This is a genomic window from Agrilactobacillus fermenti (assembly GCF_021030645.1).
Taxonomy (GTDB): Bacteria; Bacillota; Bacilli; order Lactobacillales; family Lactobacillaceae; genus Agrilactobacillus; species Agrilactobacillus fermenti.
The window spans coordinates 1-16,334 of the sequence record NZ_JACGCJ010000006.1 but is presented as its reverse complement, the minus strand read 5'-3'; the positions used below and the strand labels follow the sequence as shown (position 1 = coordinate 16,334).

Genomic DNA, 16,334 nt, shown 5'->3' with positions numbered 1-16,334 from the left:
CAAAATAGGTGTGCATTTTAATACTTAAGTCTGATAGGCACTTGCTCGAGATAGCGGTAATTTAGAATTAGCCATTATTTGGAAGGTGGGGGTTTTATGGATCTAATAATAAAGCAGCTAAGTAAGCACTACGATGGCACAAAGATTTTTGCAGACTTACAAGCGGAGCTTCATTCAGGCAGGGCGATTGGCCTTTTAGGACCAAATGGCGCGGGCAAAACAACATTATTAAAAATATTGACCACTTTACAAAAACCCACTCATGGCGCCGTCTACTTGAATGGTACAAATATCATCACGCACCCTAAAACGATGCAGGCCGTACTAGGTTATTTGCCACAGAAAGTTCCGTATTTCCCCAATTTAACCGCTCAGGAATATCTGACCTATCTTGCCAGTATGAAAGGCATGACCAAACAAGTAGCACAAAAGCAAATTGCGCAATTATTACAACGAGTTCATTTGAGTCAAGTGGGACAGAAACGCTTGCAAGATTTTTCTGGTGGTATGCGCCAGAGGGTTGGTATTGCGGCGGCTTTATTGAATGAGCCAGCCGTGGTGATCGCTGATGAACCAACCACGGGGCTGGATCCTGAAGAGCGCGTCACATTAAGAAATTTGTTGGCCGAGCTTGCTCGTGATCACTTGGTGCTGCTTTCGACCCACATCGTATTGGATGTCGAAGCCATCGCCAGTCAAATTTTAATTTTACATAAAGACCGCTTTCTTTACCAAGGGGCGCCCAATACCTTGATTCAAAAAGCACAGGGATTTGTCTGGGCTTATCCAGTTACATCGGAACTTCCAGCGATGTCTCAATATTTAACCCAAGATACAAGTACATTGGTACAAAAACCTGAAGGTATTCAAATCCGTGAAATTACGCAAAAGCCGCGGCAAAAAGAGGCCCAGCAAGTTTTGCCGACCTTAGAAGAAGCTTATCTTGGCATGTTAAAGGGTGTGGTACCACTATGATTACAAGTTTTCGGGCTACTTTTCGAGAAAAAGTGCGGCGCCGTTCTTTTCTAGCATTATGTCTTTGTTTAATGTTTTCAGTGACATTGATGTTACCAAAACAGGCGGGGGGTAATGCGGCCATTGATTATTGAGCCCAGCCGTTATACTCAGGCCGATAATGCGACTTGGACGGCCATTAGTGTTGGTTTTATTATCGGCTTTATTTTACCTGTGCTCGGTGCCATCTTTTTAAGCAATAGCATTCAGCTAGATCGAGAGAATGGAACAATGGCTTTATTTCTGACGAGCTCATTCACGCGTCGGCGCTACATATTTGGGAAATTCTTGAGTAATTGTTGTTTCATGCTGATTTTCTGGGGTATAACCGTAGCTTTCACATTAATCGCGACGCTGATGAAGTATCGAACGGTGAATTTAGGGCAATTTCTGATGGTATTTTTAATATTATTACCCGGGTTATGTTTTGTGGCGGCGCTAACTTTGGTGATTGAGGTGCTGCCCGGGTTACGTGGCCGTTTGGGGACTGTATTGTTAAGTGCTTCTTTAATTTTTTTGTATGCAGCTGGTACGGATTATCAGACGACACCTAGCCGATTGGTAAATATTTTTAATCTTTCTGGTAGTCATTATTTGATTGAAAACATCAAACAGGCGTTGACCGCCAGTGGTGGTGGGTCACTGCATGTGCTGCGGGTGATCGGTAGCACTGGCACACACTATACCGGTCAGCAATCACTCGTTTTTCCAATGATCCGGTTAACTACCACAGACTGGGTGAATATAAGCGTACTGCTCAGTTTAAGCTGTTTACTGGTTTTACTAGCGACGTTATTTTTAGAACATCGACCGCTGGTATTTAAGCCAGCAAAGCGACGTGACCCGATTAAGGTCACAAAACCATGGGTCACTAGCTTCAAACAGTCTCGGCTATATCTTGCCTTTCGCTTACTAACTGGTGATGTTTCGCGCTATTGGCTATGGCTGCTATTGATAACCTGGCTATGGAGCTGGACAACGACAACTCACCAAATGGGGCACCTAGCCTTACCCTTACTTTTCCTTCTTGCGACCCCACTATTTGCAAATTTAGGTGCCACAGCGGTTCAAACCGGGGTTGCCCAATGGTTGCAAACCGTTCCTGACGGGCAGCGACGGCAAAAATGGTGGGCCAGTATTAGCGGTTGGCTTTTAGCGCTGGGTTTAATTTTACCGGTCGTTCAACAAACTACTGTTATGGTCTATTTGGCATTATTGATTTGGGCTTTGCAGTTGCCACTGGTAGCGCAATTAATCAGGTGCTTAACCAAGAGTCAAAGGCCATTTCAAGTGATCTTAGTCGTATTTTTCTACCTATATCTTAACGGAGCACCATTGCTGCCGTTTGATCAGGCGCATTTATTTTTGCCAACGCTGCTGTATTTGAGTATCGGTAGTTTAGCAGCGCTGGGATTATTTGGGTTAAAAAACAACGCTTTCAACTAGATCCAGACGCTGAACGTCTTTTGGAATAGACATTAGTTTTTCGATTGCATACGACTGCGCCGCGTACCCAGAGCCTGTAAGAAAGTAGTCAATAAAATTAAGATACCACCGACAGCCTTGGGTAAGGTTAAGGGCGTACCTAAAATAGTCACCGCTAGAACAGTAGCCGTCAAAGGTTCGAAAGCACCCAGCATGCCAGTCGTTGTCGGCGCCAAATATTGTAAACTTTTTAGATATAATAGGTAAGTTAACGCTGTACCAACCACGACGACGATGCTGATCCAACCCAATAACGCTGGTGTCAAAGGCACACTTTTATTGGTGAAAGTATTATAAGTGAAAGGTAAGCTGCCGATCAACATAGCCCAACCGATGACAAACTTAGCATCGTAAGTACGCAAAAGACGGCGTGGCATCAAAGTATAGACCGCAGTTGCGACACCAGCAAGTATGCCCCAGAACATACCCTTAGGCGTGAGCGCAAGATGGGTAAATTGCCCATTGGTGGCTAACATAAAGGTACCAAAGAGGGCGATAATGATAGAGATCGTGTCGATTTGTCGGGGCAGACTGTGATTGGCAAGGGCGACAAAGATAATAATGAAAAGCGGACCTAGGTTTTGCAGTACGGTAGCTGTGGGCGCATTGCTGGCATTGACCGCACTAAAATAACAGAGTTGTGAAGGCATCATGCCCAGTAGACCGAAGAGGATCAGGGCAAGGGTGTCTTTTTTATGCCGAAAAATAGCAAATGTTTCGCGCCCTTCAGTAATCAAAGACCAAAGTAACAGGACCAAACCGCCAAAAAGGAGCCGAATACCCACCAACCAAACAGGTGACGGATGATACGTGGCAAACAGATATTGAGCAATCGTTCCCGAAACACCCCAAAGTACGGCACCGCTGATAGCATAAAGCATCCCAATGATTTTGTTTGATTTTAGTTGATTCATGACATTGCCCCTATCTCTTTGATATTCGATAAAATTAATTATTCCACGATAGCGGATTGTAGTCTATAAGACAATGGTGTTTAGCAACATGATGCATAAAAATACCCCAAAATCGTTAGTGTATTTGCCTAACAATTATGGGGCACTTTATTTTTATCATGTACATAGTCAAAACCAGATAGAAACCAACTTATGAGCGCTCCGTTGATTCTTGCATAACATTTTGCGTTGCTTTAGTGGTTTTAGACTTAGTTGTTCGCAGGGCGATAATCAGTGAAACCGTATTGATGGCTGCCAAAATAACCAAAAGAATCAAAGCGTTTTGAGCGCCAAGAGCGGTGCGGCTCGCAAAAGAACCAGCGTGGCCTTGTTGGGAAAAGGCAACAATTGCTGAAATAATCGACGTACCTAGCGCACCGGCAAATTGCATGGCCGTATTGAAAAGTGCGTTGCCATCGGCGCTTAATTGTTTGGGCACTTGTTTTAAGCCATTGGTCATGATGTTTCCTGCTTGTAAACCCATACCTAACATGAAAAGAATATAGATTATCGAAAGCGCCATTGGCTGAATGTGACGTGCGAAAAGCATTAGTAAAAATAAAGCCACTAGCTGGGATAAAATACCGGTCAAAATAGGTTTACGTGCTCCAAAACGATCCATAATACGGCCGCCAATCGGTGCAAAAACAGCACCTAATGCGGCGCCAGGTAACATGAGTAAACCCGCAATCAACGCCGTTCGATGGTTCACGATTTGTAGATAGTTCGGTAAAATAAATGAAATCCCTAAGTTAGTTAATTGCATCAAGAAGTAACTCAATAAGTGGAGATCGAACCGTTTAAACTGGGTGATCGATAAATTGATGATTGGTTGAGTGACGCGCCGACTACGTATCACAAAAGCAGTTATGGCAAGAATGCCAGCCACTAGATAAATTAAGAAAACAGGGAGCTGTGTTTGTAAACTGTTTAGCTTAGTGGCAGCATTGATCACACCGAAAAAGAAGATGGCGATCAGCAGCCAGCTGATGATGTCTAACTTAGTTTCCTTGTTGAAAGCATCAGCTTGGATCGCATAAAGCCCAGCTATCAGTGAAATCAGCATAACAGGTAATAGGAAGATAAAAATGTAATGCCAAGTCAATGTGCTGACGATCAGGCCACCATAAGTTGGGCCTAAAGCAGGAGCGATGGCTGTGACAAGTGTGCCGATGCCCATTAAGAAACCGATTTTCTGTAGAGGGGCATACTCAATGATGATATTAAACATTAATGGTAAGGCGATACCAGCCGCCATCCCCTGAACGATACGGCCAGCAATTAACATAATAATGTTCATTGCGAAAGCATCAATTAATAAACCAACGATAAAGCATAAATTGGCGAAGATGAAGAGTGTCCGGTTGCTAAAGCGCCGTTTAAGGAATGATGAGATCGGCACAAAAATTGAAACAACGAGAAGATAAGCCGTTGTCGTCCATTGAACAGCAGTGGTGCCCACACCGAATTCTTTCATCAATGTTGGAAATGTGATGTTCATAGCTGTTTCGACAACGATACCACAAAAAGACATGAGTCCAGTGGCAAGAATAGCGAGATATAATTTTTTGTTACTGATTTTTTGCATAAAGCCTCCTATATAGTTCTAAATAGAACTATTAGTCATGCTAGCATATAATTCATTTTTATGTAAGGGTAAGGTTTGGTATTATATTAATTAATTTACAAAAAATAAAATTAGTACAACATAGAACTTAAATTTTGAAATGAGGTCGTAGTTATGCCTAGAACAATTGGTATCGCTATCAAACGTGCCAGTAATTCAATGCAACGATTCACAGAACATCAAGCTAAAAAACTGGGTTTAACCGGTGTTCAGATGAGTATCATCGATTTTATTTCTCGGGAAGAAAATCAACGGGATATTTTTCAACTCGATGTGGAACAGGAATTTAATATTCAAAAATCATCGGCAACGGCTTTACTGAAACTGATGGAAAAAAGAGAACTGATCGTTAGAGTGGCTGCGCCCAAAGATAATCGATTCAAACGGATCATATTAACACCCAAAACCCGAGAGCTTTTACCGCAGATCAAAAAAATTTATGCTGAGGATGATCAAATACTGCACGAAATTCTAGATCAAGATTATCAAACAACCCTAAACAGTTTGAATACCATTATTCAGTTCTTTAATGCCAAAATGCGCAAGTGAATAAATTCATCCGGATAAGTCGTTGATGCTTTGTTGCGGGCAATCTACTGACGACACTGGCTCTTACTTATGATGTCTTAGCTTTTTCTCGGGTTTTAACAGCTTTGGGTTCCGGTACAGCGATATCGGTTACCCTGACTTTTGCTAATTATATTGCCCCGTTACAAAAACGGGCTTGCTGGTTTCTTGGGTTTTTTCGGGTTTTAGCATTGCCGAAAGACTTGCAGCAGTCCAGTGCCCATAGTATTCGCAGTCAATTAGTACTTTTTAAGGACAAGCGCGTCATGTTGGTTGGGTTGATCATGTATTTATTGAACTCACCGATCCAGCCTTATTTTCTGAGTATTTCCGAGCGAGAGTTCCCCAGTCAATGATGTTGGCCTATTCTTTAATATCGCTATTTTTCGATTGATAGGCGTTTTTATTCAGGGTGTTTCAAAAGGGAAATACCTCACTTAATCACAAATAATTAAAATAGAAAATAAAGTGTTTAACGGCATCCCTCTTAGTGTTCAGCCGTTAAATACTTTTTAGCATGCTATAAATATTAGGGAAATAACTGATAGTAATTCTCATTTGGTTTTTGGATAATAAGGATGGTTAAAGAATTGTGAATAGATTCGCTATTATAATTAAGGAGGCTTGGAGATGGCCTATGTCGCTATAACTGACACACCCATTGACGTGACTGAGCTTTATCATAAATTAGTCGATCCTAAGTTTGGTGGTATTGTCACATTCGTGGGTATTGTCCGCGAATGGACGGATGCCATTCAAACCAAGTCCATCACTTATACGGCTTATCAAGAGATGGCCGTGAAGCAAATGGCTCAAATGGCCGCAAAGGTTGAAGCTACTGGTAGTCGCGTGGTCATGGTCCATCGCATAGGCCATTTGGAACTAACTGAAGCAGCTGTCTTTATCGGTGTCGCCGCACCCCATCGGAAAGCAGCTTTTCAGCAATGTGAGGCTTTGATTGATGAATTAAAGCAAACCGTGCCCATTTGGAAAGAAGAATTTGACGCCGATAAGACGCGTTGGGGAGGTTTGGAAGATGCTGCAAATTAAATTATTTGCTTATTTGCAAGAGATGCTTGCAGCAGATGAGATTTCAGTCGCCGTAACTGAAAAAACCTTGACGGCAGCGCAAATCAAACAGCTGATTGCTCAAGCCTATCCCAAAATTGCGAGTTATCTGCCCAATACGCGTTTGGCGGTCGATCAAGTTTTCATCAACGATGCACAGACTATCGACCTGACCGCAAGACATGAATTTGCATTGATACCGCCTGTCAGTGGCGGCTAAAGCGAGATTATATACGCCTATAAAAAGGATTCATTAAAGTAAAGCCACTTCAAATCATGATTAATTTACATAGATTGTCCCAACTTGGGAAAGGAAGTTTTTCCATGGAATTGTTAAAAGATAAATTTGGCCGTGTCCACGACTACATCCGTATTTCTGTCACTGACCGCTGCCCGCTTCGGTGCGTGTATTGTATGCCCAAAGAAGGGTTACCATTCTTTCCTAGTGACCGAGTCTTATCCCAAGATGAGATCGTTCAGGTTGTCAAAAATTTTGCGCGTCATGGCGTTCATAGCGTACGGTTAACGGGTGGGGAGCCTTTGACAAGAACAGATATTGTGGATATTATCCGCCGTATCAAAGCTATTGATGGTATTGATGATGTTGCGATGACGACTAATGGCCTTTATTTGCCAAGAAAAGCACAAGCACTCAAAGAAGCCGGCTTAGATCGCTTAAATATCAGCTTAGATACCTTCCATAAGGATCGCTATAAGACCATTACCCGCGGTGGTAACATCAAACAAGTTTTAGAAGGCATCCGAGTTGCTTCTGAACTGGACTTTACGGCAATTAAGTTGAACGTTGTGGTGATCAAGGGCCAAAATGATGATGAGGTCAAAGATTTTTTAGATTACACATTGGATCATAAAGTGAATGTGCGATTTATTGAATTTATGCCGATCGGAAATGACCGCAAGACTTGGCAGAGTGAATATCTGAGTTTAAGTCGGGTTTTTGAAGTTTGTAAAACGGCCGGCTATGACTACGCACCGATCGAGTCGTTGCAAGGTAATGGCCCTTCAGAAAATTATCAGATCAAGGGTGCCCTTGGCAGTTTTGGGTTGATCCATCCAATTAGTTGCCGTTTTTGTGAAAGCTGTAATCGCTTGCGCATCACTGCAGATGGTTATATCAAAGCTTGCTTGTATTGGGATGAAGAAATCAATATCCGTGACGTGATCTATGATGAACAGGCTTTCGATGCCTTGATCCAAAAGGCATTAAATAATAAGCCGGAGAATCATGAGATGGCGTTAGCTCAAACGGATCGAATTATAGATAACAAGCCTACTTGGCGTCATATGAGTCAAATTGGAGGATAATTGTATGGAGAAAAGCAACAAAACAGCCGCTATAATGGCGTTAGTGATGGGAACATTAGCCATGCTAGTTTCATTTATGGCTTGGTCATCATTAGCGCCGTTAGCCAACCAAATTACTAAGATGTTATCATTGAGTGTGTCACAAAAGACCTTTATGATCGCGACACCCGTTTTATTGGGATCAATTATGCGAATTCCCATGGGCTACTTAAGTGATCGTTTTGGCGGCAAAAAGATTTACATTGCTTTGATGATTTTTGTATTGATCCCGTTGTTTTTGATCCCGATGGCTTTAAACAGTGGTTCTTTTGGCCTATTGATCTTCTTAGCCTTTCTCTTGGGTATGAGCGGGACTTCTTTTGCAGTGGCCATTTCTTATGTTTCTGTTTGGTATCCACCAGAAAAGCAAGGCCTAGTTTTAGGTATCGCTAGTGTGGGTAATATTGGTAACGCCGTCGCAGCTTTGACATTACCAAAAATTTCGCAAAGCTATAATTTATCAACCGTTTATTATTTCTTAATGGTTTTGTTGGTCATTATGATTGTATTATTCTTCATCTTTTGTAAAGAAATGCCGACGAATAAAGATAAGACTTTAGGGCAAGCCTTTGTCGTCGCCAAAGAAGCCAATACTTGGTATTTGTCATTATTTTATTTCTTGACCTTCGGCTTATTTGTTTCTTTGAGTAATCTATTGCCAGCTTTACTGTCAGACCAATTTCAAGTGAATCAGATCAATGCTGGTTTATGGGCAGCAGTTTTTGCTGCGGTAGCCACGTTAGTACGGCCAATCGGTGGGTCGATCGCAGATAAGGTCAATCCGATGAAGTTGTTACAAGTTCTTTTTACTTTAATGGCACTAACCGGTTTATTGATGGCCTTTGCCTTAGATAGTTTGGGCTTATTCATGACCGGAATTATCGTTGTGGCTGTTTTGGCTGGTTTAGGTAACGGCATCGTCTTTAAGATGGTACCGTTTGTTTCCAAAGGTAATACTGGTACTGTAACGGGCTTTGTAGGCGCAATCGGCGGTTTAGGCGGCTATTTTCCACCATTAGTTATGGGCGTTATCAAGCAGCAGACGGGGAGTTATCAAATTGGCTTTTTCTTGTTGGTAACTGTCGTTTTGATTTGTTGGGGCGTTTTATATAAGGCCTTTATTAAATCAGGTAATTCGGATTTTAATTAGAATTAGATATTGATGAGATTGGAGGCGGCACCCGATGACGAATTATCGGTCACAACAAAGATTCTATCGAATACTAGTTGTTGTCGCCTTGGCTTTACTGGTCATCATGATAGCGGCGGCACTTTGTGTGGGCCGCTATTTTTTACCACTGACGGCAGTTTGGCAAAGTTTGGTACATGTAGCCCAGCCCATTAATCCTGCTAATAATACGATTGTTTGGCAATTACGATTACCACGTATTCTTGGCGCTTGCTTGATTGGCGCAAGTTTGAGCTTGAGCGGCGGTGCCTACCAAAGCATTTTTCAAAACCCACTCGTTTCACCTGATTTATTAGGTGTCACAACTGGGGCAGCGGTGGGCGCAGCTAGTGCCATCATCTGGCATCAAAATACTTGGCTAGTCATGATCTGTGCCTTTGTGACGGGATTATTGACGGTCCTGATTACAGTGAGTGTACCAAGATTTATCCACAGCCATAGCAATTTAACTTTGGTATTGGCTGGTGTTGTCGTGGGTGGTTTTATGACTGCAATTTTGGGTTTACTGAAGTACATAGCTGATCCAGAGAGCCAATTACAGGACATTGTTTATTGGCAATTAGGTAGTTTAGAAAAGTTGAATTACCACACGTTAGCGATGATGCTGCCAATTTTTGTAGTTGCTGGGGGCTTGCTTTTAGCGCTGCGTTTTAGGCTTAATGTATTATCTTTAAGTGATATGGAAGCCCAAACAACAGGGATTAATGTTAAGTGGGAACGGTTGTTGGTTATCTTATGTGCAACCCTATTGACAGCCGCAGCAGTGGCGATTAGTGGGACCATTGGTTGGATTGGTCTGATCATGCCACATATTGCCAAGCTATTGACAAAGCAAAATAATCAACGTGCTTTACCATTAATGGCTATTCTAGGGGCAATGTTTTTATTATTGGTAGATACATTAGCACGAACAATTAGTGCGGGCGAGATTCCGATTGGTATCTTAACCGGCTTGATCGGCACTCCATTTTTTATCGGTATTTTAGCAAAGCAGAGGGGGCATTTAACATGACGACCCTAAAGACACAACAATTATTTTATAATTTCCCGGGAAATAAAACGGGATTACAGGCAGTTGATCTTCAAATCCAGTCGAGTCAGATTTTGGCTATATTAGGGCGTAATGGGATTGGCAAATCAACTTTATTACGGCTACTATTAGGACTATTAACCCCTAAAAGTGGGCAGGTATTGGTTGATGGTCAAGCTGTGACCAATTTATCGCCAAAGCAGCGGGCGACTTATCTTGCGTTAGTGCCACAGATGGGCAGTGTCCAAACATTGCCATACAATGTGTTGGATTATTTATTGCTTGGTTGTGCCGCAAATATGGGTTTATTCAGCCAACCACGACCAGCTGATCGTCAGCGTGCCTTGGCGTTACTGACAGAGCTTGGGTGTCAAGCGTTGTGTGATTTGAATTGTCAACAGCTCAGTGGCGGTCAATTGCAGCTGGTAACAATTGCTAAAGCATTGATGCAGCAGCCTAAAATTTTACTTTTAGACGAGCCCACCGCAGCTTTAGATTATAAAAATCAACGCCAGATCATTCAATTATTGCAGCGGCTGGCTAAACAAGGTTTGGGGATCATTCTCACGACCCATGATCCAAATCAGGCGATTCTTCTAGATGATCAAGTTGCTTTGATCGATGGCAGCGGGCGATTGACCAGTGGCCAAATGATCGAAATGATCACCACTGATAAGCTGCAGCAGATCTACGAGACAGCGCTGCAGGTTGATTATCTGCCAAGTTGTCAACGCCTTGTCTGTACGATGTCCGCGTGAAATTTAGATGAGAACTGTTTATGGAGGAAAAAATGAAGCAGCAGACAAAATTCTTTGTGTTCGTTACATTGCTGATGGGATTGGTTTTAGGAGCATCTGGCAAACAGTCAGTTCAAGCAGCTACCCATCAAGTAACTGACCTAACTGGGGCCAAGGTGGCTGTGCCCACCAAAGTGACACGGGTAGCTGACTTATGGCATGCTAACAATCAAGTGGTTTTATTGTTAGGCGGCCCAAAAAAATTGGTTGCAACGACACCAATGATTCAAAAGATGCCCTGGTATCAAACGGTTTACCCTAAAATCAACAAAGTTACGGCGCCTTATAATGGCACTGATTTACAAGTGGAAGAATTGTTAAAACAAAAACCAGATATTGTTTTGGCAGCTGACCCCGGTACGGTGCAAAAGGCGAAAGCGGCTAAGTTACCGGTAGCCAATATCATGTTTCAAGACTTTGCGGGTTTGAAGCAATCCGTCACGGTTACGGGTCAGATCTTAGGTGGGCAAGCGCCTAAAATTGCCAAAACCTATCTGAAAGATTTGAACCATAACATTCATTACGTCAAAGATCGGGTCAAAGGCAGTAAAAAAATTAAAGTGCTTCACGTAGTCGCTGCCAATAATCTACTTAAAGTTGATGGTACGCATTCGATGATCGATGAATGGCTCAAGATTGCTGGTGGGACTAATGCAATTCGTAAGTCAGGCAACATGATCACGACCACGCCTGAAGAAATCGCCAAAAGTGATCCTGATGTGATCATTGTGGGCCAAACTACAAGTAAGCAGGCTTTAGCTGTTTTTCAAAAAGACCCTCGTTTTGCAAATTTAAAGGCTGTTAGAAATAAGAAAGTTTACGGCAATCCGCAAGGTACTTTTCCTTGGGATCGTTACTCCGCTGAGGCCGCCTTGCAAGTACTCTGGGCTGGTAAATTATTACATCCCCAAGATTTTAAAACCTTAAATATGCGGCAGGAAACACAAAAATTTTATCAAAAATATTACCATTATCAGTTATCTAAAACCCAAGCTGAACAGATTTTAGCAGGGAAACAACCAAAATCTTAAGGAGCCAGTACATGTTAAAAGTAAATGCCAAGAAGTTTTTAGCAATTGATTATGATGAAGTCATGATCTCAACGTCAGGTTTATATGCAGCACCGGGAAATGATCAGAATACCCGGCAAAAATTATTTGAAACCTTGCAGGCCTTTTTTAAACAAGAACAAGCAGACAGCTTTTTTGCGCTGTCATTGATGGCGACAATGTCAGAAGTTGTTGTGGCACCGCTGGGTGTGATCGATATTGAAGCTGTGAAACAATTCGACACGAATGCCAACCTAGATTTCGATCATCTACAAGACACCGATCAATTGCAGTGGCCATTGGCGGTGAAGTATATTCCCCATACAAAAGATGAAAATCCTGAACAAACACTTGTCAGCTCACCTTTAGAATTGAAAAGTGACTTTGCAGCTACATTTGAGCAAGTGTGGGCAGTGGTTGCCAAATATTTAGCAAAAAACCAAGCGACTATGACGGCTACATTAGCTAAGCTGATTGCCGATAGTGACCAGATCGAAACCGATTTCATGCAAGGACTGCAAGAACTTAGCGATGACCAACGACAAGAAAAAGTGGGTTTTGATTTGCCGAAAACTGAAATTGGTCAATTTTCCAATTATATGAGTGATTCTCATGAAGTGATGAATATCGTGCGTTCGGCCGCTGACTTTGTGAAGTCTGAACTCGTACGGGCGCAGCCTTTCGCCCAAGTCTTTAACGATGCCCGGTATCGAACAACTTATTACTGGGTGCTGGACAATACTTTTTATCAGACACTCTATTATTACATTCAAAAATATACCCCGAAACATGAGAAACTCGCCAAGTTTTTAAAGCATCGCGAAGAGCAGCTTTTGCACCAGATGCGGCAATCCGCCTTAAACTATTCACAAAAGATGGCCGAAGAGCCTAAAGCAAATGTGAGTCCTGACGTGGCAGCCTTGTTTGATCGCATCTTTTTACCAATCAATGAAAAAATCATTGCCGCTATTCTAGACTTTGGTATTAAGTAAAAGAGCGTGAGTGAAGCGGGTCAGCTTTGGAGCACTAACAAGAATTTCAGAAAGCAATGGGCATAACAGTTCAAAAGTTTGCCTTAATAGCCTATAATTGAATCATAACTTAGACAAAGGGCAATTTACGTTGGTGCCAGCCACGCAATTGCTCTTTGCTTTTGCGCAAAAAATGAATGAAGGGAGCTGGAAGTGTGCAAAAACAAGGATTGGGATTACGCTGGTTATTGGTTGGTTCATTGATCACCAACACGGGGATCAGTTTTATTTGGCCTTTGACCACGATTTACATGCATGAATATTTACATGAGACACTGACAGCGGCCGGGATTGTTTTATTCATTAACTCCGTAGTCATGATTTTTGGTAATTATGTTGGCGGTACGTTATTCGATCGCTGGCAGCCTTATCGTACGATTTTATTGGGGATATCCATTAACGTTGTTTCGGCGATTGCCTTAACATTTTTCCACGGGTGGCCGAGTTATGCTATTTTATTGATCATTCTTAGTTTTGGAAATGGGATCGTGGGGACTAGCATTAATGCCTTTGCAACTTTAGTAACCAGTCGGCGCACTAGTTTTGTATTTAATGTGCTTTATTTTATGAGTAACCTAGGTTTGGTCATTGGGACTTTAGTCGTTGGGGTGATTCTCCCATTTGGGATTGAATATATTTTTGCTTTTGCCAGTTTATTATTTGTTATTTTTTGGTTCGTGGCTTTCTTCCGCTTTAATGTGGCAACCGATAAGAAACGGCGAAAGAACAAGCAAAACGTGACCCGGTTAAATGCGGCGACACGAAATCGAATTTTGTCGTTACTAGCCGTGTTTATCGTTTCTTGGATTGCTTATGAGCAGTGGCAGAGTAATATTTCTACTTTCATGGTTCATCATGGGATGACGGTACAGGATTATACCTTTGTTTGGACTTTTAATGCCATCGTGATCGTGGTCTTCCAACCGGTATTGACTATTTTTGATAATTGGTTATTTCAGCACATTCGCACCCGATTAAACGCTGGATTTTTGTTATTCGGTTTGTCCTTTGTTGTTCTAATTTTTGCCCATGATTATTGGCAGTTCTTATTAGCCATGGGTATTTTAACGTTAGGTGAAATCTTAGCTTTTCCAGGGGTTTCCACCTATGTGGACAGTGCCGTGTTAGAAGATCAACGTGGTAAATATCAAGGCATCGTCAACGCCGGCGCTTCTTTTGGCCGTGCGGTTGGGCCGTTGATCGGGGCACAGATCATTGAACGTACGTCTTATCACGCCCTGTTCGTGAGTTCAATTTTAGGCTTGCTGATTTTCTTGATTGGGTTTAACATATTTAGTCAAATACGCTCACGCGACCAGGATAACCAAGCAGGAGAAAAGTAATGATTACAGGTAAAACCAAGTTATATGGCTTATTTGCACATCCGGCTCAGCATAGTTTATCACCAATGATGCATAACTTAGCTTTTAAATATCATGGCATCGATGCTCGATATATGGCATTTGACGTGGCGCCTGAGGCTGTAACCGCTGCGCTTAGCGCTATTCGGACACTTGATCTTGGCGGAGTCAATTTGTCAATGCCCTTAAAAGAACGCGTGCTGCCACAGTTGGACTGGGTTGCTGAGAATGCCCAATTAATTGGTGCCGTGAATACGATCAAAAATGATCATGGTTTTTTAAGAGGCTATAATACCGATGGCTTAGGCCTGCTGCAGGCGTTGCCGCAGACGAGTGGGCTCGAAGGAAAACAACTCCTAATATTTGGTGCTGGTGGTGCGGCTAAAGCAGCTGCCGTTGAAGCTGCCTTGAATGGGGTAAGGCAAATTACGATTGTGAATCGACATACTGGACCGAACAGTCGAGGGCAACAATTGGTTACAACTTTGCAGCAGGTCTCAGGTGTGGCGGTTGAACTATTGGCTTTAGCCGACTTAAGCCGACTAAAAGCAGCGATGGCTACCGCAGATATCGTTGTCAATGCAACTGGCTTAGGGATGGGCGCCCATTTAGGCGAAAGTCCGGTCCCAGATAAAAGTTATTTTACAGCGCAAATGATTGCCTTCGAGATGATTTATGCGCCTGCAGAATCTAAATTTTTACAACAAGCGCGACAAGCTGGGGTGCAGCAGAGTTTTAATGGGTTACCAATGTTGATTCAGCAAGGCGCCGCTGCCTTTGAGATTTGGACCAGCCAAGCGATGCCAATTGAATTGGTTAAGAATAAATTAAATAATGATTAATAAAAGATTTGACTTTTCAAATTTAGCCGTGTATATTTAGATACAATAAATTAAGGAGTCGATCTTAAATGAAACAAGCAATCAATATTTTGAATCGATACTATCAATTTAGCGGGTTTACCCAGTAAGGTCTTATCAAGATAGATATGGCCTTCGGGACATATCTATGCCGGCTAAATTGGAGTTGTTCATTTAATTGACTCACGGTACCGCATAGATGAAGTTAAAAATTCAACTATGCGGTTTTTATGTATTTAGAATATGAAATTATTCTCATACAAGATCCTGCTAGTTGTAAAAATTAGCAGGATCTTTTTGGTAGTGCGCCCGGCATGGGCGCTAACTTGGTGGTGAAAGTCCACTATAGACCGTAGTAGTCGGAACTATTAGTTGAGGACAAGGGTGTCCACCGTGAGGTGGAATCTGAAGGAAGTCTAAAGCAAAGTGCTGAACCAATGAACAAGAAGTGGCTATAAGGCTGTTTGCAGTGGATAAGGTTGCTAAACAAACTGAAGTCCCATACTACTCGAAACTGTACGCAGTAAAGCCAATGGTTACATGGCACGAAAGTTAGCGTTCTTACCCGGGGAGGTCTGTATCATACGTTCCCGACAAGAGAAACGGAAAGTTTCACAGGTACAAACTAGGCAGTGATGTCTAGCTGAATGATACAGAAGTCAGCCGAGGCCATAATAGTTGTCCTTTGGACAACGAAGGGCCGAACTTTAACAATTCTCGTCAAAATTGGAGGTAGAAATCATGCAACAATCGCAGAAAACAGAACCATGTTCTGGTCACCGGCGGATGGTAGACCTGGAAGGTCAAGAGCAACCCGGGGCGCGTAGTGTGATTTCCGGTGAAGATAAGATGTGGAATGGCGTTTCATTTCAAGATTTAGTTTTGTCCCGAGATAATTTGAATCAAGCTTACCTTAAAGTCAGAAGCAACAAGGGTGC

General features: G+C 42.4%; 17 protein-coding genes and 1 pseudogene. 16 read left to right on the top strand and 2 right to left on the bottom strand.

All coding sequences use genetic code 11. The features are described 5' to 3' along the window. Window positions 1–96: 96 nt before the first annotated feature. The 3 genes from FHQ08_RS02955 to FHQ08_RS02945 are packed head-to-tail and all read left to right on the top strand — an operon-like array spanning window position 97 to window position 2,460. Complete coding sequence (locus tag FHQ08_RS02955; RefSeq protein ID WP_230912902.1) at window positions 97–975, top strand: ATP-binding cassette domain-containing protein; 879 nt, start codon at window positions 97–99, stop codon at window positions 973–975. Further along, a complete protein-coding gene (locus FHQ08_RS02950) occupies window positions 972–1,109 on the top strand; it encodes a hypothetical protein (RefSeq protein ID WP_230912901.1) in 138 nt (45 codons plus the stop codon). Before FHQ08_RS02955 ends, FHQ08_RS02950 begins: the two co-directional genes overlap by 4 nt. Further along, window positions 1,090–2,460 (top strand): ABC transporter permease subunit, encoded by a 1,371-nt coding sequence (locus FHQ08_RS02945; RefSeq protein WP_230912900.1) that lies wholly within the window; start codon window positions 1,090–1,092, stop codon window positions 2,458–2,460. The genes FHQ08_RS02950 and FHQ08_RS02945 overlap by 20 nt, the downstream gene beginning before the upstream one ends. 32 nt (window positions 2,461–2,492) lie before the next feature. Here FHQ08_RS02945 and FHQ08_RS02940 read toward each other — a convergent pair whose 3' ends face one another. Continuing rightward, on the bottom strand, window positions 2,493–3,413 hold the full coding sequence (locus tag FHQ08_RS02940; protein ID WP_230912899.1) for a DMT family transporter: 921 nt from the start codon (window positions 3,411–3,413) through the stop codon (window positions 2,493–2,495). Between the two features lie 190 nt (window positions 3,414–3,603). Further along, window positions 3,604–5,040 carry a DHA2 family efflux MFS transporter permease subunit gene (locus FHQ08_RS02935; protein WP_230912898.1) on the bottom strand — a complete coding sequence of 479 codons (1,437 nt, stop codon included), beginning with the start codon at window positions 5,038–5,040 and terminating at the stop codon, window positions 3,604–3,606. 153 nt (window positions 5,041–5,193) lie between these two features. On the opposite strand from FHQ08_RS02935, the gene FHQ08_RS02930 reads away from it, so the two are divergent. The 13 genes and pseudogenes from FHQ08_RS02930 to FHQ08_RS02870 all read left to right on the top strand — a co-directional run. Further along, window positions 5,194–5,628, top strand: a complete 435-nt coding sequence (locus tag FHQ08_RS02930) for a MarR family winged helix-turn-helix transcriptional regulator (RefSeq protein WP_230912897.1) — start codon at window positions 5,194–5,196, stop codon at window positions 5,626–5,628. 104 nt (window positions 5,629–5,732) lie between these two features. Further along, on the top strand, window positions 5,733–6,002 hold the full coding sequence (locus tag FHQ08_RS02925) for a hypothetical protein (protein ID WP_230912896.1): 270 nt from the start codon (window positions 5,733–5,735) through the stop codon (window positions 6,000–6,002). A gap of 274 nt (window positions 6,003–6,276) precedes the next feature. Continuing rightward, complete coding sequence (locus FHQ08_RS02920) at window positions 6,277–6,696, top strand: molybdenum cofactor biosynthesis protein MoaE (RefSeq protein WP_230912895.1); 420 nt, start codon at window positions 6,277–6,279, stop codon at window positions 6,694–6,696. After that, window positions 6,683–6,934: a MoaD/ThiS family protein gene (locus FHQ08_RS02915; RefSeq protein WP_230912894.1), complete on the top strand. Its 252-nt coding sequence runs from the start codon at window positions 6,683–6,685 to the stop codon at window positions 6,932–6,934. Before FHQ08_RS02920 ends, FHQ08_RS02915 begins: the two co-directional genes overlap by 14 nt. 104 nt (window positions 6,935–7,038) lie before the next feature. After that, window positions 7,039–8,040, top strand: a complete 1,002-nt coding sequence (moaA, locus tag FHQ08_RS02910) for a GTP 3',8-cyclase MoaA (RefSeq protein WP_230912893.1) — start codon at window positions 7,039–7,041, stop codon at window positions 8,038–8,040. 4 nt (window positions 8,041–8,044) lie between these two features. Continuing rightward, window positions 8,045–9,229: a nitrate/nitrite transporter gene (locus FHQ08_RS02905; protein ID WP_230912892.1), complete on the top strand. Its 1,185-nt coding sequence runs from the start codon at window positions 8,045–8,047 to the stop codon at window positions 9,227–9,229. Window positions 9,230–9,263: 34 nt separating this feature from the next. Continuing rightward, window positions 9,264–10,280 (top strand): FecCD family ABC transporter permease, encoded by a 1,017-nt coding sequence (locus FHQ08_RS02900; RefSeq protein WP_230912891.1) that lies wholly within the window; start codon window positions 9,264–9,266, stop codon window positions 10,278–10,280. Continuing rightward, on the top strand, window positions 10,277–11,056 hold the full coding sequence (locus FHQ08_RS02895; RefSeq protein WP_230912890.1) for an ABC transporter ATP-binding protein: 780 nt from the start codon (window positions 10,277–10,279) through the stop codon (window positions 11,054–11,056). Before FHQ08_RS02900 ends, FHQ08_RS02895 begins: the two co-directional genes overlap by 4 nt. Window positions 11,057–11,088: 32 nt before the next feature. After that, window positions 11,089–12,126: an ABC transporter substrate-binding protein gene (locus FHQ08_RS02890; protein ID WP_230912889.1), complete on the top strand. Its 1,038-nt coding sequence runs from the start codon at window positions 11,089–11,091 to the stop codon at window positions 12,124–12,126. 11 nt (window positions 12,127–12,137) lie between these two features. Beyond that, on the top strand, window positions 12,138–13,136 hold the full coding sequence (locus FHQ08_RS02885) for a hypothetical protein (protein WP_230912888.1): 999 nt from the start codon (window positions 12,138–12,140) through the stop codon (window positions 13,134–13,136). A 194-nt stretch (window positions 13,137–13,330) separates the two neighbouring features. After that, window positions 13,331–14,518, top strand: a complete 1,188-nt coding sequence (locus tag FHQ08_RS02880) for an MDR family MFS transporter (RefSeq protein WP_230912887.1) — start codon at window positions 13,331–13,333, stop codon at window positions 14,516–14,518. Next, window positions 14,518–15,378, top strand: a complete 861-nt coding sequence (aroE, locus tag FHQ08_RS02875; RefSeq protein WP_230912886.1) for a shikimate dehydrogenase — start codon at window positions 14,518–14,520, stop codon at window positions 15,376–15,378. The genes FHQ08_RS02880 and aroE overlap by 1 nt, the downstream gene beginning before the upstream one ends. A gap of 759 nt (window positions 15,379–16,137) precedes the next feature. Beyond that, window positions 16,138–16,334: pseudogene (locus tag FHQ08_RS02870) on the top strand (group II intron reverse transcriptase/maturase); the annotation flags it as partial.